The organism is Nonomuraea angiospora, assembly GCF_014873145.1.
GTDB lineage: Bacteria > Actinomycetota > Actinomycetes > Streptosporangiales > Streptosporangiaceae > Nonomuraea > Nonomuraea angiospora.
On the sequence record NZ_JADBEK010000001.1, the window covers coordinates 12,182,544 to 12,203,356 of the forward strand.

Below are 20,813 nucleotides of genomic sequence, written 5' to 3' on the forward strand. Positions count from 1 at the left end.
CGGTGATTCCCGCCAAGTCACGAAATTTCGATCTTTGTGACGGGAGCCGCCTTATGTCTTTTTTCATTGTCGTAGATCACGTGTCCTTCGGCTGGCCGGACGGCACCAAGGTGCTCGACGGGCTCGACGCCGCGTTCCCCGCGGGGCGCACCGGGCTCATCGGGACCAACGGGTCGGGCAAGTCCACCCTGCTGAAGATCATCGCGGGGGAGCTGGCCCCCCGGCCCGGATCGGTGTCCGTCTCGGGAGAGATCGGATACCTGCCGCAGAACGTCCCGCTGGGCGCCGGCCGTACCGTGTCGGACCTGCTGGAGATCAGCGCGACGCGAGCGGCGCTGCACGCCATCGAGGGCGGGGACGTGGCCGAGGAGCACTTCGCGGCCGTCGGCGACGACTGGGACGTCGAGGAACGCGCCCGGGCGGAGCTCGACCGGCTCGGGCTGGACCACGTCGGGCTGGACCGCACGGTCGGCACGCTGTCCGGCGGCGAGACCATCATGGTCGCGCTGGCCGCCCAGCTGCTGAAACGGCCCGAGGTGCTGCTGCTCGACGAGCCCACCAACAACCTCGACCTCGACGCGCGAGAGCGGCTCTACGCCGCGGTCGCCGCCTGGCCGGGCGTGCTGGTGGTGGTCAGCCACGACCGCGCGCTGCTGGAGCTGGTGGACCAGATCGCCGAGCTCCGCGACGGCGTCGTGCGCATGTACGGGGGCAACCTGAGCGCCTACGAGGAGCAGGTCGCCGCCGAGCAGGACGCCGCCCACCGGATGGTACGGACCGCGGAGGGCGAGATCCGGCGGCAGCAGCGCGAGCTCATCGACGCCCGCACCCGGATCGACCGGAGCCGGCGGGTCGGCCGGAAGGCGTTCGAGAACAAGAAGGCGCCGAAGATCGTCGCCAACGCCCTCAAGCGGAAGGCCCAGGTGACGGCGGGCAAGCAGCGCAACCTGGCCATCGAGAAGCTGGAGGAGGCGCGGGGGCGGCTGACGGAGGCGGAGCAGGCGGTGCGGGACGACGCGGAGATCCGCATCGAGCTGCCGGGCACCGAGGTCCCGGCGGGCCGCACGGTCCTGACCCTCCCCCTCGCCCGGGGGGCGGGCACCGGGCGTGAGGAAGGGGAAGGTGATGGTGAAGGCGTGGTGCTGGAGACGCTGGTGGTGCGCGGTCCCGAGCGGATCGCGTTGCTGGGCCCCAACGGCTCGGGCAAGACCACGCTGCTCAAGCGGATCGTCGAGCACGGCGCCCACGTCCCGGTGCGCTACCTGCCGCAGCGCCTCGACCTCCTGGACGACGCGCTGAGCGTGGTGGACAACGTGCGGGCCGTGGCCCCGTCCGCCTCCGTGAACGACGTCCGGGCCCGCCTGGCGCGCTTCCTGTTCAGGGGCGAGCGGGTCAACCAGGCCGTCGGCACGCTGTCGGGCGGCGAGCGCTTCCGGGCGACGCTGGCCGCGCTCCTGTCGGCCGAGCCGCCGCCCCAGCTGCTCCTGCTCGACGAGCCGACGAACAACCTGGACATGGCCAGCGTCCGCCAGCTCTCCCAGGCGCTGAACGCGTACCGGGGGGCGCTCGTGGTGGCCAGCCACGACGTGCCGTTCCTGGAGACGATCGGGATCACCCGGTGGCTGCAACAGGATCGGAATGCCGGACTGTCCGAATCCTGATTGACGGGCAGGGATCAACCGGACGATAGTGTGACAGGTGGCTGGACCCCGGTTGATCTCCTGTGTTCTCGCCCTGGCAACCCTCACGCTCGGCGCGTGCTCCTCGGCGTTACCGTCCCCGACCGGAGGCGAGCCGAAGGTCAGCGGGGTGGCCGGCGGCAACGGCGGCGTGCCCGCCGGCGGCGGCACGGTGGCGGGCACCCCGAGCCCGGCCGCGCTCACGCCCGAGGCCTACAAGGGCGAGCTCCAGAGCCGGCACAAGTCGATGGCGGACGCCATCAGCGCCCTGGCCGGCGCGCGCGGGGTCAAGGCCCTGGATCAGCGCGTCGGCCGCGCTGAGGAGGCGCTGAGCGGGGCGGCGGACGCGCTGGCGGCCATCACCCCGCCCGACGCCGTACGACCCCAGCACGACGCGTACGTGGCCGGCCTGCGCGACTTCGCCGCAGAGCTGGGCACCACGGCCGGCAAGGTCGGCGCGCGGAACCTGTGCACCTCCTCGGCCGTCCTCGCCGACCTCGACGACAAGCTGGCCGCGCTCGACAAGGCGGGCGCGGCCCTGCAGAGCGCCGGCGACTACCCGGCCGACGTCGTGAGCGTGAAGGCCGGCAAGAAGCAGACCAGGCGGCTGAAGAACGGCTCGTTCATCAAGAGGGCGACCTTCAACGGCCGCAGCTCGCTGGAGATCGACAACGGCGGCAACCGCGACTCCGTGGTGACCATCATGAAGGGCGGGAGCAAGTCCTTCAGCGTGTACGTGCGCAAGAACGCCAAGTTCAAGATCAAGGGCGTGCGCGACGGCAGCTACAAGATCTACTTCACGCACGGCGTGGACTGGGACGGCAAGAGCAAGTCGTTCACGCGGAACTGCAGCTTCGAGAGGTTCCAGAAGTCGGTGACGTTCAAGACGACGTTCACCGCCACGCAGATCCGCTGGCACGACTGGCGGATCACGCTGCACGCGATCGCGGGCGGCAACGCCCGCACCTCGCCCGTGGACCCCGACGACTTCCCGGGCTGACCCCCCGAAGACCCGAAGACCCCGTAGAACGCGCGAAGGCCGCGCACCCCATCGGTGCGCGGCCTTCGTCGCGGTCAGGTGGAGAACAGCATGCCCACCCAGCTGCGCTGCCGGTGGTGGTGGCCGCCGTAGTGGCCGCCGTGCGGAGCGCCCCAGGCCGGACCGGGGGCGGGGGGCGGCGGGGGAGACGTGTGGTACTGAGACTCCATCCGGGTCAGCGTCTCGAGCTCGCCGTAGTCGAGGAAGATCCCGCGGCAGTTGTCGCACTGCTCGATGTGAACGCCGTTGCGCTCATAGGTCCGCATGTTCCCGCGGCACTTGGGGCACTGCATCTAGCTCGCTCTCCTTGGCTTCGAGGTCTCAGGTTGAAACCTACCGCGCGCAACCCCGTCACGCTCGGACGATTCTGTTGCACGCCTCGACTAACGAATGCTCGACCTCGTCCAGTTCCCGGCCGTCGCGCTCGGCGTTGACGACGGCCACCGCGGCGAGCTGAACGGTCAGCGCCCTGGCGGGCACGTCGAGCCGCCGCCACGGGTCGTCGCCCGGGCCGAGCGCGGGCCCGCCGGAGGCCAGGTAGGCCCCCAGGAACCGCTCCCAGACGGCCGGGTCGAGCAGCCCGGCGGCGTACCAGGCGGCCGGCCTGGCCAGGTCCCACGCCGGGTCGCCGACGCCCAGGTCGTCGACGTCGATGAGCAGCCAGCCGTCGCGGTGGACGAGCTGGCCCAGATGCCAGTCGCCGTGCGTGAGCAGGCCGGGCAGCGGGTCGGGCTCGGGCAGCTCCTCGAAGGTCCGCCTGATGAGCTGCTCCACCGGGCCGTCGCCGGTCATCCGGCCCACCGCCCTGGCGGCCCGCGCGGGCCCGCCGGCGGGGGGCAGGCCGGGCAGCAGGGTGAGCGGGACGGCGTGCAGCCTGGCCAGCAGCCTGGCGCCCTCCTCCCAGGGCGCGGAGTCCGGGTCCTCCTGCGCGACCGGCCGGCCGGCGGGCCAGACCGTCACCGCGCGGCCCGCGACCTGCAGCACCTCGGGGTCGAGCGGGGCCAGCAGCACGCCGGTCACCGCGGCCGACGCCGCGCCCCGCAACCGGATCCGCAACGACTCCACGTCGTCACGCCGCGAGTGGGCCTTGACCACGATCTCGCCCCTGCGTAACACCACGACGTCCGTGCGCGTCGGGTGCAGCACGGGCTCGCCCGTCCCCCCGTACGCCCCGGCGATCCCCGCCAGCTCCTCCTCCAGACCCACTCGTACAGACTAGAGCTCATGAGGATCGGTTTCGCAGTGCCCCAGTCAGGCCCTTGGGCGACCCCGGAGAACATGCGCCGCGTCGCCCGGCGGGCGGAGGAGCTCGGCTACCACGAGCTGTGGACGTTCCAGCGGCTGCTGTACCCGGTCGGGCACCCGATGGGGCCGACGTACCGCAGCGTCCACGACCCGCTGATCACGCTGGCCCACCTCGCGGGCGTGACGGAGCGGATCCGGCTCGGCGTGGCCGTCGTCAACACGTACGTGCAGCCCGTCGTGCTGGCCAAGCAGCTGGCCACGCTCCAGACGGTGTCCGGCGGGCGGCTCACGGCGGGGCTCGGGCTGGGCTGGCTGCCGGAGGAGTTCGAGGCGGCGGGCGCCGGCATGGACCGGCGGGGGCGCAGGGGCGAGGAGTTCGTCGAGGTGCTGCGCAAGGCCTGGGCCGACGACGTGGTCGAGCACCGCGGCGAGTTCTACCGGGTGCCGCCCTCCCACATCGACCCCAAGCCCGTGCCGGGGCCGCCGCCGATCCTGCTGGGCGGCACCGCGGAGGTCGCGCTGCGCCGCGCCGCCCGGCTGGCCGACGGGTGGGTGAGCTCCAGCAGGGAGGACCTGTCCGCCATCGCCGGCCGGGTGCGGCTGATCAAGGAGACGATGGCGGAGGCAGGGCGCGACGCGGCGGCGTTCCGCTTCGTCTGCCGCGGTGTCACGCAGGTCCGGGAGGCCGGCGACCGGCCACTGACGGGCACGTACGACAAGATCAGGAGCGACGTGGACGCGCTGGCCGCCAGTGGCGTGACGGACGTCTTCCACGACCTCAACTTCGACCGCGAGTTCGTCACGCTCGACGCCGAGGAGGCGATGCGCCGGGCCGAGGAGGCGCTGGAGGCGCTGGCCCCCTAGCCCCAGCCGCCGTACGGGACCGTGATGATCTCCAGGTTGTGGCCGTCGGGGTCGGACCAGTAGAGGCCGCGGCCGCCGTCGTGGGTGTTGATCCGCTCCGGCTGCGTGTGGTGCGGATCGGCCCAGTACGTCAGGCCGCGGCTCTTGATCCGGTCCCAGATCTGGTCGAACTCCTCCTCGCTGACCAGGAACGCGTAATGCTGCGGCACCACGGCCTCACCCGCCTGGACGACGTCGAGCGAGACGCCGTTGCCGAGCGAGACGACGCGGAACGGCCCGTACACGGGCGCGGGCTCCAGGCCGAGGACGTCCACGAGGAACGCGGCGGTCGCGTCCCTGTCCTTCGCCTGCACGATGGTGTGGTTCAGCTGGACGGACATACCTGCAGGCTACGTCAGGGGCTGGAGCTCGCGCAGTCGCAGCGCCTCCCCGGCCACCGCGTGGCGCAGCTCGCGGATGCCGTCCCGCCCGCGCACGGGGTGGACGGCGTTCGTCAGCAGCACCACGGTCAGCCCGCGGGCGGGATCGACCACCAGCGAGGTGCCGGTGAAGCCGGAGTGCCCGAAGGCGCCGCTCAGGGGGCCGACGATGCCCGGGTCGCCGATCCGCACGCCCAGCCCGTGCCGGAAGGCGGCCCCCTCGGCGCCCTGGTCGCGCAGCATCTCGGCCACGCTCTCCGGGCGCAGCACGGCGCCGCCCCGCCCGATCGCGGACAGCCGCAGAGCCTCGCCGAAGGCCAGCAGGTCCCCGGCCGTGGCGAACAGCCCCGCGTGCCCCGCCACGCCGCCCAGCGCGTACGCCGTCTCGTCGTGGACCTCCCCGCGCACGCAGCCCGGCCCGGGCCGCTCCGGCTTCCACTCGGTGGCGGCCACGCGCGCGAGCGCCGTGGGCCGGTAGCCGGTGTCGGGCAGGCCGAGCACGTCCGTGACCCGGGCGCGGACCAGCGCGTCGAGCGGCGCGCCGCCCGCCAGCTCGGCGACCCGGCCGGCGACGACCAGGCCGACGTCGCTGTAGAGGTACGGGCCGCCGACCGGATGGGCGATCGGCGTGCGCAGCATGGCCTCCATGCGTTCGGAGGCGTCCGCGCCGGGCAGCTCCAGGTCGATGCGGCGGGTCGGGGGCAGGCCCGCCGTGTGCGTGAGCAGGCGGCGCGGCGTGACCCTCGGGTCGTGCCCCGGTATCCAGGCGGCGACCGGCTCGTCCAGGCCGATCGCGCCCTCCTCGGCCAGCGAGAGCAGCACGGCCGTGGTGAAGAGCTTGCTGATCGAGGCCAGGTCGAAGATCGAGTCGTGGCCGGCGGGCGGGCGCCGCGCGGCCAGGGTCCCCTCGGCGTCGGCGTAGCGTACGAGCTCGCCGGCGGCGGCCGCGGCGGCCACGGAGCCGTCCACGGCGATCAGCGCGACCGCGGCGGCGCACACGCGCGGCACCGCGCCCGCCAGGACCGCCCCCAGCCGGTCGGTCATCCCCGTTCCCCTCAGCCGCTCAGCGCGTCGCTGAGGCGCTCCCCGTGCGACTCCAGCAGCGCTCGTGCCCCCTCCGCGTCGAGCCCGTGCTGGATCATCAGCACGGCGATCTTCGCCTGCCCGCCGGCCGCGTCCAGCGCGGTCTCGGCCGTCTCCAGGTCGGCGCCGGTGATGTCGCTGACCATGCGCAGCGCGCGCCCGGCCAGCTTGTTGTTCATCGCCGACATCTCGATCATCTTGTTGCCGTAGGTACGGCCGAGCTTGACCATCGAGATCGTGGAGATCATGTTGAGCACGAGCTTCTGGGCCGTGCCCGCCTTGAGCCGGGTCGAGCCGGTCACCACCTCGGGTCCCACGACCACCTCGATCGCGTGCTCGGCGGCGGCCGACAGCGGCGCGCCCTCGTTGCACGACAGGCCGACGGTGACCGCGCCCCGGGAGGCCGCCTCCGCCAGCGCGCCCAGGACGAAGGGAGCCCGGCCGCTGGCGGACACGCCCACCACCGAGTCGAGCGGTCCCACCTCCAGGTCCTTCAACGCGGCGGCGCCCGCCTCGGCGTCGTCCTCCGCTCCCTCGACCGACCGGGTGAGCGCCTCGGGCCCGCCCGCGATGATGCCCTGCACCAGCGACGGATCGGTGCCGAACGTGGGCGGGCACTCGCTGGCGTCGAGCACGGCCAGCCGGCCCGACGTGCCGGCCCCGACGTACAGCAGCCGGCCGCCCTCTGCCATCCTGGCGGAGATCGCGTCGATGGCGGCCGAGATCGCCGGGATGGCCACCGCGACGGCGGCGGGCACGGCGGCGTCGGCCTGGTTCATGAGCCGGGCGATCTGCTCGGTCGGCAGCCGGTCGATCTGGCTGTAGCGGGGATCGCTCTGCTCGGTGGACAGCTCGGGTAGCGGATCAATCATGACGCTAATTTCCACCCTCTCCTTCACACTTGTAAATATCTTTCAGACAATGGCTTTCATGCCACACATACGCACCGGAGCCGAACGGCTGGCCGTGGATACCGCACTCGCGGGCGGAACCCGGCTCGGCCTGATCACGAACCCCACCGGAGTCCTGCCCGATCTCACCCCCACCGCGGACGCGCTGCTGGCCGCAGGACTGAACCTGACGGCCCTGTTCGGCCCCGAGCACGGCATGCGCGGCACCGCCCAGGCGGCCGGCAGCGAGGCCGACTCCGTGGACGAGAGGACCGGGCTGCCGGTCTTCGACACGCACAAGCTCGAGGGCGAGGCGCTCGACCGGACGATCGCGGGGTCGGGCGTGGACACGCTCGTGTTCGACATCGCCGACGTGGGCACGCGCTTCTACACCTACGTCTGGACGATGTACGACCTGATGGCGTCGGCCGCCCGGCTCGGCCTGAGGTTCGTGGTCCTGGACCGGCCCAACCCGCTGGGCGGGACCGTCGAGGAGGGGCCGGCGCTCGACCCGGCGTTCGCGAGCTTCGTGGGCCGCTTCCCGCTGCCGGTCCGGCACGGCAGGACGGCGGGGGAGCTGGCCATGCTGTTCGGGTTCGACGTGGACCTGCTCGTGATCGAGATGGAGGGCTGGCGGCGCGACATGACGTTCGCCGCGACGGGGCTGCCCTGGGTGATGCCCTCGGTCAACATGCCGACCCCGGACACCGCGCTGGTCTACCCGGGCACGGGCCTGTTCGAGGGGACCAACTTCTCCGAGGGGCGCGGCACGACCAGGCCGTTCGAGCTGATCGGCGCCCCGTACGCCGACGCCAGGTTCGCCCCGGCGCTGACCGCGCTGGACCTGCCGGGCGTGCGGTTCAGGGAGACGTGGTTCATGCCCACATTCCACAAGCACGCGGGCGTCGCCGTGCGCGGCGTCCAGCTCCACGTGCACGACCCCGAGGCGTTCAGGCCCGTCCTGACGGGCCTGTCCATGCTGTACGCGGCCCGCACCCTCTACCCGGACGACCTGCGCTGGTGGGGCCCCGACCTGTTCATGGACCACCTGTGGGGCTCCGACACCCTGACCCGCTGCCTGGACGCCGGCGAGGACCCCCGGGGCCTGTGCCCGCCGCCGGGAAAGCCTGAAGGACGACTCATCTACGACTGACATCACGCCAGATCGCGCCGGTAGAGCCAGAAGACGCGTTCCGCTCGCGCGCCCACGGCGTGCGAGTAGAACCGCAACGGCCCCACCCACCCGATCTGGGCGCTGGACTGTCCAGCGGCCCGCTGGTCGGCCAGGCACCTGCGCAGCAGCACCCGTCCGACGCCGAGCCCGCGGGCGTCCGGGGAGGTCCCCATGGGCCCGAACCAGCCCGGCCGGGCGCCCCAGGCGGCGAAGCCCAGGACGCGACCGTCGCGCTCGGCGTAGTGCAGGCCGGCCGCGTGGGCGGCCTCCCAGGCCCAGCGCTCGTTCCACTGCTCCCGCACGAACGCGGCGACGTGCGCGCGGGCCGGGTGGTCCGCGGTGTCGCCGGCCGCGTGCACGCGCACGCCGGAGCGCTCCAGCCGCGGCAGGTCGTCCTCCACGGACAGGTCGGCGCTCAGGTCGGCCGTCATGTTCCAGGCGACGTCGTAGCGGTGGTAGCCGAGGCTCTCGGCCAGGCAGGCGGCCGCGGTGTAGCGGACGTCGATGCCCGGCCAGACGTAGCACGGCGGGTTGCCGGAGAAGCGCGCCTGCCGCGCGCCCTGGCTCCTCAGCCACTCCTCGGCGGCCCGCACCAGCGCCCGCCCGCGCCCCTGCCCCTGCGCGGAGGGGTGGACGGCCAGCAGGTCGATGTGCCCGGTCTCCGGCTCCGTGGCCGACAGGGAAGCCATCACCACGCCGCCGTCGGTGGCCAGCGCGTTCCAGCGCCGCTCGGCGGGCGGGCGCGCCAGGTAGCCGACCAGGCCGGCGGCCTCCGCGGCGTCCAGCGTCAGCGCGGCGGCGGCGACCTCGGCCGCCTCGGCGGCCCCGGCCCCGCTCACAGATCCGGCGGCGGACATGAGGGTCCGCACGGCGTGGGACATCACACCTCGCTCATCGGGCGGGCGATCACGCTGCGGCGCTCGGGGTAGAAGCACGCGTGCTCCTGCGGCACCCCTTGGGTCAGCTGCAGCAGCGGCCGCTCGCTCTCGCACCGCTCGCCCCTGAACGGGCAGCGGCGGGCGAACAGGCAGCCCTCGTCAGCCTGGCTCTCGTCCAGCGACTCCAGCGGCGTCACGGGCTGCTCGCCGGGCTGCTCCAGGCCGTGCAGCACCGGGATCGCCGACAGCAGCGACTGCGTGTACGGGTGGACGGGGTCGGCGATGACCGTGTCCACCGCGCCGCGCTCGACGACCTGGCCGCGGTAGATGACGTACAGCTCGCCGTCGTCGCCGATGTAACGGGCCGTGGCCACGTCGTGCGTGATGAACAGCACGCTCACGCCCAGCCGCTCGCGCAGGTCCTTCAGCAGCGCCAGGATGCCCAGCCGCAGCGACACGTCGATCATGGAGACGGCCTCGTCGGCGACGAGCATCTCCGGGTCGACGGTCAGCGCGCGGGCGATGACCACGCGCTGGCGCATGCCGCCGGACAGCTGGTGCGGGTAGCGCGACAGCACCGTGCCCGGGTCGAGGCCCACCAGCGACAGCACCTCGGCCGCCCGCTCCTCGACCCACGACCGCGACCGCCCGGTCTGCCCGGCCCGCAGGGACAGCGGGGCGAACAGGGTCTGGTGGACGGTCCTGGTCGGGTTCAGGGCCGAGTACGGGTCCTGGTGGATCATCTGGATCTTGCGGAAGTGCGGCTGGCGCTGCTTCTGCTTGAGCGGCGACATGGAGACGCCGTCGATCGCGATCTCGCCCTCGTCGTACGTCTCCAGCCCGGCGATGATCCGGCCCAGCGTGGTCTTGCCGCACCCGGACTCGCCGATGAACGAGGCCGCGCCGCCCTTGGGGATCGCGAAGTCCACGCCGCGCAGCGCCCGCACCTCGCGGGCGCCGAGCACCTTGCCCCGCTGCTTGAACGTCTTGACGACGCCGGTCCCGGTGATCATGCGTGCTCCTTCACGTTCGCGGTCACGGCGTGGCACGCCACGACCCTCGACCCGTCGGCGCCCTGATCGGCCTGGGGGAGCGGATCGACGGTGTCGCACACGTCCATGCGCAGCGCGCAGCGCTCCCTGAACACGCACCCCTGCTTCGGCACGGTCGCCAGCGTCGGCGGCCGGCCGGGCAGCGCCCTGGCCTCGTCGATGTCGCCGACGAGCCGGGGGATGGCCTGGATCAGGCCCCGGGTGTACGGGTGCCGCGGCGAGCCGAGCACCTCCCTGGTGGGGCCCTGCTCGACCAGCCGCCCGCCGTACATGACGGCCAGCCGGTCGGCGACCTCGGCCACCACGCCGATGTCGTGCGTGATGACGAGGGTGGTCAGGCCGCGCTCCGCGTGCACCTCGCGCACGATCTTCAGGATGTTCGCCTGCGTGATCATGTCGAGGGCGGTCGTCGGCTCGTCCAGCACCACCAGGTGGGCGTTGAGGACCAGCGCCAGCATGATGCCGACCCGCTGGCGCATGCCGCCGGACAGCTCGTGCTGGTGCGAGTCGAGCACCCGGGCCCCGTCGAGGCCCATCCGGCCCAGCAGCTCCTTGGCCTCCCGCACCAGCCCGCGCAGGTCCTCGACGCCGTGCGAGCGGCCCAGGTCGAGCAGCTGCTTGCCGACCGTCTTGAGCGGGTTCAGGGAGTTCTGGGCGGCCTGGAACACGTACCCGATGTGCTTGCCCCTGGCCTTGCGCAGGTCCTCGCCCTTCAGGCCGACCACGTCGCCGAGCCCGTCGATCTCGACGCTGCCCGCCGAGATCCTGCCCGGGGGCTGGACGGCGTTGAGCAGCGACAGGGCCATCGTCGACTTGCCCGAACCGGACTCGCCGACGATGCCGGTGATCGTGCCCGGCTCCAGGGTCAGGGTGATGTCCCTGACGGCGGGCAGCTCTCCCGCGGGGGTCTTGTAGACGACCGTGAGGCCGTCGATGCGCACTCCCGGTGCTTGCTGAGCCACTTACTACTCCTCCCGCAGCCGGGGATTGAAGATCTCGTCCATGGCGTCCACCACGAGCACGATGGCCAGCGTCAGCAACAGGATCGCCAGCAGCGGCCCGATGAGGAAGCCCAGCGCGCTCGGCACCTGGAGCGCGCCGGAACGGAACACGGCCGTGTTGAGCATCTGCCCCCAGTTGTTCGACTCGTACGGCAGCACGCCCAGGAAGAACAGGCCGACCTGCGCGTAGACGCCGCCGGTGACCGCGATGAGCATGTTCATCGCGATGTACGGCGCCATGCTCGGCAGCAGCTCCTTGCCCACGATGTGCCTGGTGGGCAGGCCGAGCCCGCGCGCCGCCTCGATGAAGCCCCGCTCGCGCAGCGACAGCGTCTGCGAGCGCACCGCCCGCGCCACGCCGCCCCAGCCGAGCAGCCCCAGCACCAGGCCCATCTGGATCGCGCTGCTGAACTTCCACACCGTGGACAGCACCAGCAGCAGCGGCAGGCCGGGGATGGTCAGCTTCATGTCGGTGAGCCGCATGAGCACGTTGTCCCAGCGGCCCCGCTTGAAGCCGGAGAACAGCCCGATGCCGGTGCCCACGACCACCGTGATGACCGCGGTCACCAGGGCGGCCAGCAGCACGTACCGCGATCCGGTGACCACGAGGGCGATCACGTCCCGGCCCTGGTCGTCGGTGCCGAGCCAGTGCTCCCAGCTCGGCGGCGCGGTGATCCGGGTCGGGTCGAGGGGCAGCTGGGCGGGGTAGAACATCGGACCGAACACGCCCATGAAGACGAACCCGAGCACGAGCACCGCGCCCACCATGCGGCTGGGCTTGCGCTTCATGACCCGCCAGACGCCCGCCCAGAAGTTGCGGCGCATGGCGGCGCTGGTCGAAGAGCTCTCCAGCAGGACACTCATGACGACACCTCCTCCCCGCTGCGGACCCGCGGGTCGATCGCGGAGTAGAACAGGTCGGCGAGGATGTTCGCCACGATGATGGACACTGTGATCAGCAGGAACGCCCCGCCCATCAGCGCGTAGTCACGCATGGTGATGCTGTCGAGGAGCAGCAGGCCGAGCCCCGGGTAGTTGAAGATCCGCTCGATGAACACCGCGCCGCCGAGCAGCAGCCCGAGCGACAGCGCGAGGATCGTGAACAGCGGCAGGATCGCGTTGCGCGCGATGTAGCGGAAGATGATCGACCGCTTCATCCCGCGCAGCTCCGCCGCCAGGATGAAGTCGTCGCCGAGCACCGTCACCACGCTCGACTTCATCGCCAGGATCCATCCGCCGTAGGACGCCAGCGCGTACGTCAGCACCGGCAGCACCGCGTGCTGGGCCAGCGAGCCGATGTAGCCGGCGTTGAACCCTGGCTCGAACAGGATGTCCACGGGCCCGTCGCCCGGCAGGATCGGGATCAGCGTCGCGAAGACGGCGCTGAGCAGCAGCCCCAGTACGTACTGCGGGATGCCGTGCAGCAGCGATCCCGAGATGGCCAGGACGTCGCCGAGCTTGCCGGAGCGCTTGATGGCCGCGTAGACGCCCATCAGGATGCCGACCAGGAAGCTGAGCAGCGTTCCGACCAGCACCGGTAGAACGGTCCACTTGGCCGCCTCGCCCAGCACCTGGGTGACCGGCGCGCCCGCGTGGGTGATCGACTGGCCCAGGTCGAAGCGGAGCAGGCCCGACATGTACTGGGTGTACTGCTCCCACAGCGAGCCCTTGGGCTGGAACCCGTAGAGCACGCGCGTCGCCTGCTCGGCTGCCTGCTGATCCATGCCCTGCTGGACCAGCTTCTGGACGTTCGCGGCCACCGGGTCGCCGGGGATGCTCCTGACGATGAAGAAGCTGATCGTGGCTACGACGAGGATCATGACGACCCCGCGGGCCAGGTGGCCCGCGAGTCGCCGTGCGATTACTACCATAGGCTCTTCTCTACTGCTTCGCCTTGATGAGGCCCAGCTGGATCCAGACGCCGGCGTTCAGGCGGAGCAGGTCACTGTCCTGCTCCGGCCAGCCGGTGAAGCGGCTGGTGTTGGTGAACTGCGTGTTCACGTAGTCCCAGAGCTGGATGGCCGGCAGGTCCTGGTTGGCCGTCTTGGCGAGCTGCGCCATGATCGGCTTGGCCTGCTCGGGCGTGGCCGCGTTCAGCTTGGCCGTGAGCTCGCCCGGGTTGATCTTGCCCACGCCCTCGACGTCGATCTCCTCCGCGCTGCCCATCCAGTTGCCGCCCTTGCCGGGCGCGCTGTGCGCGACCTTGCCGGCGACGTTGGTCCAGCCGTTGGCGGCGCCGTAGAGGCGCTGGAAGATGTCGTACGGCGCGGGGCCGAGCGCCATCAGCCAGAAGCCGACGTCGTACTTGCCGGCATCGAGCTCCTCCAGGTAGACGGGGTAGTCGGCGACGGTCACGACCTCGGCGTCCACGCCGCCCGCGATGAGCTGGCTCTTGATGTTCTCCTCGGCGGAGATCCAGTCGGAGAACGTCGCGGGCGCGCGCATGCTGACCTTCCACGGCGAGCCGTCGGCCAGCGTCCACTTGCCGCCCGTCTTCTTCAGGCCGGCGGCCTTGAACTCCTCCTCCGCCTTGGCCACGTCGTGCTTGTACGGGTTCAGGCTCGCCAGCTCGGAGCCGATCCACTCCTGGGCCGGCTTCTGGTGGATGCCGGAGGTGGTCAGGGCCGGCGTGCCGCCCTCGGGCGAGGCCACCTTGGTCACCTGGTCGCGGTCGATCAGGTAGGCCAGGCCGCGCCGCACGTGCACGTTGTCGTACGGCTTCTTCGACTGGTTGAAGGCCATGCCGACGGCCACCGGCGAGAAGCCCCTGATGACGTTGGAGCCGGGGGCGTTCTTGATCCGGGTCATGATGTCGGAAGGCATGGCGGTGAAGCCGGCCTGGTCGAGCTTGCCCGCGCTCAGGTAGTTCCAGATCTGCTCGTTGCCGTTGTAGTTGAGCAGCTTCACCTGCGCGGGCGCGACGTTCGCGGCGTTGTAGAAGTTCTTGTTCTTGACCAGCAGCGCCTCGCCGGGGTTGACCCGCTCCAGCGTGAAGGGTCCGGCCGAGACGTCCTTCGGCGGCGCGAACGCGAGCACCTTCTGGCCGATGGCGAGGATCTCCTCGCGGGCCTTGTCGGCGTCGGCGCCGGTTTCCCTGGCGGCCTTCAGCTTGTCCCAGAAGTCGGCCGGCAGCAGGCTGTTCCAGACATGGGCCGGCACGACCCAGTTGTCCATGATGCCGCGGGCGAACTTCATGCTCGGGTTCTTCATGTCCTGGGAGACCTTGACGGTCTTCTGGTCGACCACCTGGACGTCGGAGGCCACGCCCGCCGCGCCCGGCGTGACCGCGAACGCGGTGCTGCCGGTGGTGGAGGCCAGCCCGAGAGAGAGCTTGACGTCGTCGGCCGTCACCGGCTTGCCGTCGGACCACTTGGCGTTCGGCTGGATGTGGAGGGTGATCGAGGAGTTGTCGGGAGCGATCTCCCAACTGGCCGCGATACCCGGGTAGAACTGGTTGGGATCGGTCAGGTGGTTCTTGATCCAGCCCAGCTTCATCGCGTTGTAACCCAGGAAAGAGTTGCCCTTGGGCGCCCATGGGTTGGCCGGGCCGCTCGCGTCGAGGCCGGGCTTGAGCACGTCGATCGTGGTGAAGAGCCCGCCCCCGCCGCCCGAGCCGCCGGAACTGTTGGTCGAACCACCGCTGCACGCCGCTGTCGCGGTGGCAAGGCCCAGCAACGCCACTACCGCTGCCAGTCGTTTCATTTGCCGCTCCGGGGAGATGTCGGACCTGTCGAAGATCTCTGTAGGGATTGACCGGACCCTACGATCGTGCCTCACCCGCGTCAATAATCTCCAGAGGTTGTGAGGCTAATGTAACTTTCCTTCATCAGTGTGCGGAGTGGAGCTAAGCGCCGTCAAGTAAAACGTCATTCCATTACCAAGACGGCAGCCCCTCTGACCTGGTCGTTCGCCAGATCGGTGAGCGCCTGGGCAGCCTCCCCGAACGGGTGGAGGCTCGTCGCCACGTGTGGCGGGTGCGCCAGCGCCAGCTCCAGGTAGGCACGCCCATCGGCCCTGGTGTTGGCCGTGACGCTGCGGAGCGTGCGTTCCTGGAAGAGGTGCCTGTCGTAGTTCAGAACGGGCACGTCGCTCAGGTGGATGCCGGCGATGGCCAGCGTGCCGCCACGGTCGAGCGCTTCGAGCGCTGTTGGCACCAGGGTACCTACCGGCGCAAATAGGATGGCCGCGTCCAGCGGCTCGGGCGGTTCGTCCCCGGCGGAGGCGGCTCCCAGCTCCAGCGCGAGCGCCCGGGAGGCCGCGGATCTGGTCACCGCGTGCACGACCGCGCCCTGCGCGATGGCGGCCTGCGCGGTCAGGTGCGCCGAGGCGCCGAATCCGTAGATCCCCAGCCGCCCGCCCGGCGGCAGGTCGCAGCGCAGCAGCGCCCGGTAGCCGATGATCCCGGCGCACAACAGCGGCGCCAGCCGCTCGGCGGGCAGGCCCTCGGGCAGCGGATAGACGTAGTCGCGGGGCGCGGTGAGGTATTCGGCGTACCCGCCGTCGGCGTCCCACCCCGTGTAGGTGGAGGAGGGGCAGAGGTTCTCCGAGCCCCTCAGGCAGTATCTGCACGTGCCGCAGGTCGAGCGCAGCCAGGCCACGCCCACCCGCTCGCCCGTGCCCTCGACGCGCCCGACGACCTGATGGCCGGGCGTGGTGCGCGGCCGGCGCGGCAGGAGATCGCCCTCCGCCAGGTGCAGGTCGGTACGGCACACGCCGCACGCCTCGACCCGCACCAGCACCTCGCCCGGGCCAGGCTCGGGCACGTCCCGCTCGACGAGCTCCAGCGGCCCCGTCGCCATCGGCCCCGGCTCGGCCACGACCCACGCCCGCATGGTCACGACAGCCTGGCGTGCGCGAGCGTGGCGTAGAGCGCGGCGCCGTCGGTCAGGACGTCGTCGTCGAAGACGGCCTCGGGGGAGTGGTTGTAGGGCGCCGTGGCCGGGTCCCGGTCCGGCGGGCACGCCCCCAGGAACACGAACGCGCCCGGCACCTCCTCGAGCACGTACGAGAAGTCCTCGGAGCCCATGATGGGCTGCGGCGCCACGAAATACCGCCCCGGCCCGAACAGCTCGTCGGCCGTCTTACCCACGAACGCCGCCTCGCCGTCGTCGTTCACCGTCACCGGGTAACCCATCCCGAACGACGCCTCGACCTCCAGCCCGTGCGCCGCCGCGATCCCCCGCACGACCTCCACCAGCCTGCGCTTGACCTTCGTCCGGTTGTCCTTGCTGAACGTGCGCACCGTGGCCTCGAACCTGGCCTCGTCGGGGATCACGTTGTCCGCCGACCCGCCGTGGAAGCTGCCCACCGTCACCACGACCGGGTCGAACACGTCGAACCCCCTGGTCACCATGGTCTGCAACGCCGTCACCATCTCGCAGCCCGCCGCGATCGGGTCCAGCGACCGGTGCGGGCTGGAGCCGTGCCCGCCGCGCCCCTTGACCGTCACGAGGAACGTGTCCGCCGCCGCCATGATCGGTCCCGGCCGCGACGCGAACAGCCCCGGCGGCAACATCGCCGACACCACGTGCATCCCGTACGCCGCCACGGGCCGCGTGCCCGCCGCGTCGAGCACGCCCTCGTCGATCATGTGCTTGGCGCCCTCGAAACCCTCCTCACCCGGCTGGAACATGAAGACGACGTCACCGGCCAGCTCCTCCCGCCGCGCGCTCAGCAGCCGCGCCGCCCCCGCCAGCATCGCGGTGTGCAGGTCGTGACCGCACGCGTGCATCTGCCCGGGGAGCTGGGAGACGTACGGCAGGTCGTTCTTCTCGGCCACGGGGAGCGCGTCCATGTCCCCGCGCAGCAGCACGGCCGGGCCCGGCCTGCCGCCCCTCAGCACGGCGGTGACGGAGCTGAGGGACGTGCCCGTCCTCACCTCCAGCGGCAGCCCGTCCAACGCGGCCAGGACCTTCTCCTGCGTGCGCGGCAGGTGCAGGCCGAGCTCCGGGGTGGTGTGCAACGAGTGCCTGAGCTGGATGAGTTCGTCCCGCATGTCACGGGCGGCTTCAGTGAAGGACATGAAGAACATTGTTCATCCACCGGGCGGGAAGTCGATAAGGCGCGCTCGGTACGATGTGCGTGTGACTCAGCGTAAACGGATCGACTCCTGGTTGTCCGATATGGACGGCGTTCTGGTCCACGAGGGTCGTCCGATCCCCGGTGCGGACGAATTCATCAAGCGGCTCAGCGAGTCCGACAAGAAGTTCAGGGTGCTGACGAACAACTCGATCTACACCCAGCGCGACCTGTCGGCGCGCCTGGCCGGGGCGGGCCTCGAGGTGCCCCCCGGGTCCATCTGGACCTCCGCGCTGGCCACCGCCCAGTTCCTCGACGACCAGCGCGCGGGCGGCTCGGCGTACGTCATCGGCGAGGCGGGCCTGACGACCGCGCTGCACGAGGTCGGCTACGTGCTCACCGACCTCGACCCCGACTACGTCGTGCTCGGCGAGACCCGCACCTACAGCTTCACGCAGATCACCCGGGCCATCCGCCTCATCGAGGGAGGCGCCCGCTTCATCGCCACCAACCCCGACCCCATCGGCCCCTCCACCGAGGGCTCCCTTCCGGCCTGCGGCGCCGTGGCCGCCCTCATCACCAAGGCCACCGGCGTCGCCCCCTACTTCGTCGGCAAGCCCAACCCCCGCATGATGCGCAGCGCCCTCAACGAGATCGAGGGCCACAGCGAGACGACCGCCATGATCGGCGACCGCATGGACACCGACATCGTGTCGGGCATGGAGGCGGGCCTGTTCACGATCCTGGTCCTCACGGGCGTGACCCAGCGCGACGAGATCGACCGCTTCCCCTACCGTCCCTCGCTGGTGGTCGACTCGGTCGCCGACCTCATCGACCTCATCTGAACCTGACCAGTTCTGACAGGTACGGGTGGCACCCTTGGGTGGCATGACCCGCGTTTACCTGGAGATCGGCCCGAAGAAGGTGTTCGCCTGCTCGCTCGACTGGCCCGGCTGGTGCCGGGTCGCCAAGGGCGAGGAGGCGGCACTCGACCTGCTCATGGAGTACGTCCCCCGCTACGGCGCGGTGGCCGCGCGGGCCGGGCTGGACTTCGCCCCGGGTGACCCGGTGGTCGTGGCGCGCGTCCAGGGCAGCGACATCACGGACTTCGGCGCCCCGTACGCCGTCCCCGACCTGGACCAGGAGCCCCTGGCGGCGTCCGAGGCGGCCCGCGGCGTCGCCCTCCTCCGGGCGGCCTGGGCCCTGTTCGACGAGTGCGCCGCCGTCTCGCCCGAGGACCTGCGCAAGGGCCCGCGCGGGGGCGGCCGCGACCTGTCGAGGGTCGTCAGGCACGTGGAGGAGGCCGAGCGCGCCTTCGCCAGGAAGGTGGACGTGCGGCACAGGCCGTACAAGGAGCCCGGGGACCGGGACGCCATGCGGGCGGAGCTGGCGGAGGTGCTGTCCCGCGCCTGGGAGCCGCCCCAGACGACCGGCTGGCCGCCCCGCTACGCGCTGCGCCGCACCGCCTGGCACGTCGTCGACCACCTCTGGGAGATCGAGGACCGCCGCTAGCATCCTCGCCCGGCGGGCCGGGCAAAGAATCGGGGCCGATTTCGTCGAGGTCTGGCCAAAATCCCTCACCGACTGCCACCATGTGGTGACCGAAAGCGGTCGTCGATGGTGCGGCCGCTCCATCAGCAAGCGCAAAGGTAAAACCCGTGGACGTACAGGCGGAGATTCGCGACTTGAAGCTCCGTGTCGATGGGCTCGAGGCGTGCGACCGGCTCGGCGACGCCACGCCGGGGGGCGGCGGGGAGCTGGCCCTGCTCCGTGAGATCAACGACCGCACCAAGCGTCTGGAGACCCAGCTCGCCGCGATGAAGGCCGAGACGGCGGTGGCCCGCACCGAGACGATCGAGCAGTTCGCTGCCGTCGACCTCGAGATCGCGGCCATCCGGCGGGAGATCCACACCCACTTCGCCACGCCCGCCGCGGACGGCGAGGACTACATCCCGACGCAGATCGCCGACGAGTTCGCGAGCGTCCGGGCCGAGATCTCGCAGGAGTTCAACGCGATGCGGTCCGAGCTGCTCGACCTGGGCATCAAGCTCGATCGCGTGCTCAAGAAGGACTACATGTGACGCCGGGCCGGGCCGGATCGCCGCTTCGCCGAGGGGCCGCTAGCCGGGAGCGGGGCCGGTGAGGTCGTCGGCGCGTTCCAGGAGGGCGCGCTGCTCGGCGCCCGGGGCGAGGAGGGCGGCCGCCCGGCGGAACAGCGCGGCGGCGTGGTCGCGGTGGCCGAGGCGGGCCGTGAGGTCGGCCTGCGCGGCGACGGCGAGCGGATAGTCCTTCAGCGCGCCGGTGGCGAGCACCTGGTCGATCAGCGCCAGCCCGGCCGCCGGGCCGTGCGCGTAGCCGTGGGCCACGGCGCGGTTGAGGGCGATCACCGGTGAGGGGTGGATCTCCGCGAGCTCGTCGTACCAGCGGGCGATGGCCTGCCAGTCCGTCGCGCCGGGGTGCGGCGCGGTCGCGTGGCAGGCGGCGATGCGCGCCTGAAGGACGTAGGGGCCGTCGGCGATGCGCGCCTGCGGGACGTTGGGGCCGTCGGCGATGGGCGCCCGCAGGACGGAGGGGCCGTCGGCCCGCGCCGCCGCCAGCGTCTCCAGCCCTTCGCGGATCGCCGCGCGGTCCCAGCGGGCGCGGTCCTGCTTGTCGAGCGTGAGCAGGTCGCCCCGGCCGTCGCGGCGGGCCTCGCGCCGGGAGTGCTGGAAGAGGAACAGCGCCAGCAGGCCGGCGACCTCGGGCTGGTCCGGGAGCAGCCGGTGGAGCAGGCGTGCCAGCCGGACCGCCTCGTCGGCGAAGCCCGGCTCGCCGTCGGGGTCGTAGCCGCGGGTGAAGAGCACGTACAGGACCGCCAGCACGCCGGGCAGGCGCTCGGCCAGCGCCGGGCCGCTCGGGACCAGGTACGGGATGCCCGCGTCCGAGATCTTCGTCTTGGCCCGGGTCAGCCGCCGCGTCATGGTCGCGTGGGGGACGAGGAACGCCCGCGCGATGTCGGCGGTCGGCACCCCGCAGACGGTCCTCAGCGTGAGCGCCACCCGCGACTCCAGGGCCAGCGCGGGGTGGCAGCAGGTGAAGATCAGCCGCAGGCGGTCGTCCACGACCTCCTCCTCCGGGTCGTCCGTGGCCGGGGCGGTGAGGGAGAGCTCCGCCAGCTCGTGCAGCTTGCGGCGCTCGACGGACGCGCGGCGCAGCACGTCGGTGGCGCGGTTGCGGGCCACGGTCATGAGCCAGCCGCCGGGGTTGTCCGGCACGCCGTCCCGCGGCCACCTCTCCAGGGCCTGCGCGAGCGCCTCCTGGGCGCTGTCCTCGGCGAGCGTCCAGTCGCCGGTGACGCGGATCAGGGTGGCGACGATCCGCGTGTAGGAGTCCGCGCCGACCCCCGCGACAACCTCCGCCACGGCCCCCGCGCCCTGTCCCGCGCCCTGTCCCGCGCCCTGTCCCGCGCCGGGTCCTGCGACGGCCTCTGTG

General features: G+C 71.7%; 21 protein-coding genes. 7 read left to right on the top strand and 14 right to left on the bottom strand.

Annotation, left to right across the window (positions count from 1 at the left end; genetic code table 11):
• Window positions 1-53: 53 nt before the first annotated feature.
• Together H4W80_RS55900 and H4W80_RS55905 are read left to right on the top strand one after the other, a co-directional pair.
• Entirely contained in the window at window positions 54-1,661 is a 1,608-nt protein-coding gene (locus tag H4W80_RS55900; RefSeq protein WP_192792463.1) for an ABC-F family ATP-binding cassette domain-containing protein, read from the top strand.
• A gap of 37 nt (window positions 1,662-1,698) precedes the next feature.
• Window positions 1,699-2,679: a hypothetical protein gene (locus H4W80_RS55905; protein WP_192792464.1), complete on the top strand. Its 981-nt coding sequence runs from the start codon at window positions 1,699-1,701 to the stop codon at window positions 2,677-2,679.
• A gap of 74 nt (window positions 2,680-2,753) precedes the next feature.
• Here H4W80_RS55905 and H4W80_RS55910 read toward each other — a convergent pair whose 3' ends face one another.
• Together H4W80_RS55910 and H4W80_RS55915 are read right to left on the bottom strand one after the other, a co-directional pair.
• Entirely contained in the window at window positions 2,754-3,011 is a 258-nt protein-coding gene (locus tag H4W80_RS55910) for a TFIIB-type zinc ribbon-containing protein (protein ID WP_192792465.1), read from the bottom strand.
• Window positions 3,012-3,069: 58 nt separating this feature from the next.
• The gene (locus tag H4W80_RS55915) at window positions 3,070-3,924 is read right to left on the bottom strand and encodes a phosphotransferase (RefSeq protein ID WP_192792466.1); all 855 of its coding nucleotides are present in this window, start codon (window positions 3,922-3,924) and stop codon (window positions 3,070-3,072) included.
• A gap of 18 nt (window positions 3,925-3,942) precedes the next feature.
• Here H4W80_RS55915 and H4W80_RS55920 point away from each other — a divergent pair, with 18 nt between their 5' ends.
• Window positions 3,943-4,827, top strand: a complete 885-nt coding sequence (locus tag H4W80_RS55920) for a TIGR03619 family F420-dependent LLM class oxidoreductase (RefSeq protein WP_192792467.1) — start codon at window positions 3,943-3,945, stop codon at window positions 4,825-4,827.
• Here H4W80_RS55920 and H4W80_RS55925 read toward each other — a convergent pair.
• From H4W80_RS55925 to murQ, 3 genes are read right to left on the bottom strand one after another with little or no spacing between them, the layout of a single operon-like run.
• On the bottom strand, window positions 4,824-5,207 hold the full coding sequence (locus H4W80_RS55925) for a VOC family protein (protein WP_192792468.1): 384 nt from the start codon (window positions 5,205-5,207) through the stop codon (window positions 4,824-4,826). The two genes, H4W80_RS55920 and H4W80_RS55925, sit on opposite strands and share 4 nt — an antisense overlap.
• Before the next feature lie 9 nt (window positions 5,208-5,216).
• The gene (locus H4W80_RS55930; protein ID WP_192792469.1) at window positions 5,217-6,290 is read right to left on the bottom strand and encodes a serine hydrolase domain-containing protein; all 1,074 of its coding nucleotides are present in this window, start codon (window positions 6,288-6,290) and stop codon (window positions 5,217-5,219) included.
• An 11-nt stretch (window positions 6,291-6,301) separates the two neighbouring features.
• Window positions 6,302-7,201: an N-acetylmuramic acid 6-phosphate etherase gene (gene murQ / locus H4W80_RS55935; RefSeq protein ID WP_192792470.1), complete on the bottom strand. Its 900-nt coding sequence runs from the start codon at window positions 7,199-7,201 to the stop codon at window positions 6,302-6,304.
• A 58-nt stretch (window positions 7,202-7,259) separates the two neighbouring features.
• Between murQ and H4W80_RS55940 the strand changes: the two genes are divergently transcribed.
• Window positions 7,260-8,372, top strand: coding sequence for an exo-beta-N-acetylmuramidase NamZ family protein (locus H4W80_RS55940; protein ID WP_192792471.1), 1,113 nt, complete (start codon window positions 7,260-7,262; stop codon window positions 8,370-8,372).
• Window positions 8,373-8,374: 2 nt separating this feature from the next.
• Here the strand turns inward: H4W80_RS55940 and H4W80_RS55945 are convergent, their stop codons facing one another.
• The 8 genes from H4W80_RS55945 to H4W80_RS55980 all read right to left on the bottom strand — a co-directional run bounded on the left by H4W80_RS55945 (window position 8,375) and on the right by H4W80_RS55980 (window position 17,346).
• Window positions 8,375-9,274 (bottom strand): GNAT family N-acetyltransferase, encoded by a 900-nt coding sequence (locus tag H4W80_RS55945; RefSeq protein ID WP_225964230.1) that lies wholly within the window; start codon window positions 9,272-9,274, stop codon window positions 8,375-8,377.
• Entirely contained in the window at window positions 9,274-10,284 is a 1,011-nt protein-coding gene (locus tag H4W80_RS55950; protein WP_192792472.1) for an ABC transporter ATP-binding protein, read from the bottom strand. Before H4W80_RS55950 ends, H4W80_RS55945 begins: the two co-directional genes overlap by 1 nt.
• Window positions 10,281-11,285, bottom strand: a complete 1,005-nt coding sequence (locus H4W80_RS55955) for an ABC transporter ATP-binding protein (protein WP_318787542.1) — start codon at window positions 11,283-11,285, stop codon at window positions 10,281-10,283. The genes H4W80_RS55950 and H4W80_RS55955 overlap by 4 nt, the downstream gene beginning before the upstream one ends.
• Window positions 11,286-11,288: 3 nt before the next feature.
• Window positions 11,289-12,188 (bottom strand): ABC transporter permease, encoded by a 900-nt coding sequence (locus H4W80_RS55960; RefSeq protein ID WP_192792473.1) that lies wholly within the window; start codon window positions 12,186-12,188, stop codon window positions 11,289-11,291.
• Window positions 12,185-13,195: an ABC transporter permease gene (locus H4W80_RS55965; protein WP_192792474.1), complete on the bottom strand. Its 1,011-nt coding sequence runs from the start codon at window positions 13,193-13,195 to the stop codon at window positions 12,185-12,187. Before H4W80_RS55965 ends, H4W80_RS55960 begins: the two co-directional genes overlap by 4 nt.
• A gap of 10 nt (window positions 13,196-13,205) precedes the next feature.
• Window positions 13,206-15,026: an ABC transporter substrate-binding protein gene (locus H4W80_RS55970; RefSeq protein ID WP_192792475.1), complete on the bottom strand. Its 1,821-nt coding sequence runs from the start codon at window positions 15,024-15,026 to the stop codon at window positions 13,206-13,208.
• A 164-nt stretch (window positions 15,027-15,190) separates the two neighbouring features.
• The gene (locus tag H4W80_RS55975; RefSeq protein ID WP_192792476.1) at window positions 15,191-16,156 is read right to left on the bottom strand and encodes a zinc-dependent alcohol dehydrogenase family protein; all 966 of its coding nucleotides are present in this window, start codon (window positions 16,154-16,156) and stop codon (window positions 15,191-15,193) included.
• Window positions 16,157-16,158: 2 nt separating this feature from the next.
• Window positions 16,159-17,346 (bottom strand): M20 metallopeptidase family protein, encoded by a 1,188-nt coding sequence (locus tag H4W80_RS55980; RefSeq protein ID WP_192792477.1) that lies wholly within the window; start codon window positions 17,344-17,346, stop codon window positions 16,159-16,161.
• Between the two features lie 61 nt (window positions 17,347-17,407).
• Between H4W80_RS55980 and H4W80_RS55985 the strand changes: the two genes are divergently transcribed.
• From H4W80_RS55985 to H4W80_RS55995, 3 genes are all read left to right on the top strand, one after another.
• Window positions 17,408-18,187, top strand: a complete 780-nt coding sequence (locus tag H4W80_RS55985) for an HAD-IIA family hydrolase (protein ID WP_192792478.1) — start codon at window positions 17,408-17,410, stop codon at window positions 18,185-18,187.
• Window positions 18,188-18,230: 43 nt separating this feature from the next.
• Entirely contained in the window at window positions 18,231-18,854 is a 624-nt protein-coding gene (locus H4W80_RS55990) for a hypothetical protein (protein WP_225964231.1), read from the top strand.
• A gap of 173 nt (window positions 18,855-19,027) precedes the next feature.
• Window positions 19,028-19,423 (top strand): hypothetical protein, encoded by a 396-nt coding sequence (locus H4W80_RS55995; RefSeq protein WP_192792480.1) that lies wholly within the window; start codon window positions 19,028-19,030, stop codon window positions 19,421-19,423.
• Window positions 19,424-19,462: 39 nt separating this feature from the next.
• Here the strand turns inward: H4W80_RS55995 and H4W80_RS56000 are convergent, their stop codons facing one another.
• On the bottom strand, window positions 19,463-20,743 hold the full coding sequence (locus H4W80_RS56000) for an RNA polymerase sigma factor (protein ID WP_192792481.1): 1,281 nt from the start codon (window positions 20,741-20,743) through the stop codon (window positions 19,463-19,465).
• Window positions 20,744-20,813 lie beyond the last annotated feature (70 nt).

Excerpts from the sequence above, each read along its gene's own strand:
- H4W80_RS55925 (WP_192792468.1), bottom strand. The coding sequence starts at position 5,207 with ATGTCCGTCCAGCTGAACCACACCATCGTGCAGGCGAAGGACAGGGAC.
- H4W80_RS55945 (WP_225964230.1), bottom strand. The coding sequence starts at position 9,274 with ATGTCCCACGCCGTGCGGACCCTCATGTCCGCCGCCGGATCTGTGAGC.
- H4W80_RS55920 (WP_192792467.1), top strand. The coding sequence starts at position 3,943 with ATGAGGATCGGTTTCGCAGTGCCCCAGTCAGGCCCTTGGGCGACCCCG.
- H4W80_RS55910 (WP_192792465.1), bottom strand. The coding sequence starts at position 3,011 with ATGCAGTGCCCCAAGTGCCGCGGGAACATGCGGACCTATGAGCGCAAC.
- H4W80_RS55980 (WP_192792477.1), bottom strand. The coding sequence starts at position 17,346 with ATGTCCTTCACTGAAGCCGCCCGTGACATGCGGGACGAACTCATCCAG.
- H4W80_RS55975 (WP_192792476.1), bottom strand. The coding sequence starts at position 16,156 with ATGCGGGCGTGGGTCGTGGCCGAGCCGGGGCCGATGGCGACGGGGCCG.
- H4W80_RS55960 (WP_192792473.1), bottom strand. The coding sequence starts at position 12,188 with ATGAGTGTCCTGCTGGAGAGCTCTTCGACCAGCGCCGCCATGCGCCGC.
- H4W80_RS55900 (WP_192792463.1), top strand. The coding sequence starts at position 54 with ATGTCTTTTTTCATTGTCGTAGATCACGTGTCCTTCGGCTGGCCGGAC.
- H4W80_RS55965 (WP_192792474.1), bottom strand. The coding sequence starts at position 13,195 with ATGGTAGTAATCGCACGGCGACTCGCGGGCCACCTGGCCCGCGGGGTC.
- H4W80_RS55970 (WP_192792475.1), bottom strand. The coding sequence starts at position 15,026 with ATGAAACGACTGGCAGCGGTAGTGGCGTTGCTGGGCCTTGCCACCGCG.
- H4W80_RS55930 (WP_192792469.1), bottom strand. The coding sequence starts at position 6,290 with ATGACCGACCGGCTGGGGGCGGTCCTGGCGGGCGCGGTGCCGCGCGTG.
- H4W80_RS55950 (WP_192792472.1), bottom strand. The coding sequence starts at position 10,284 with ATGATCACCGGGACCGGCGTCGTCAAGACGTTCAAGCAGCGGGGCAAG.
- murQ (WP_192792470.1), bottom strand. The coding sequence starts at position 7,201 with ATGATTGATCCGCTACCCGAGCTGTCCACCGAGCAGAGCGATCCCCGC.
- H4W80_RS55940 (WP_192792471.1), top strand. The coding sequence starts at position 7,260 with ATGCCACACATACGCACCGGAGCCGAACGGCTGGCCGTGGATACCGCA.
- H4W80_RS55990 (WP_225964231.1), top strand. The coding sequence starts at position 18,231 with ATGACCCGCGTTTACCTGGAGATCGGCCCGAAGAAGGTGTTCGCCTGC.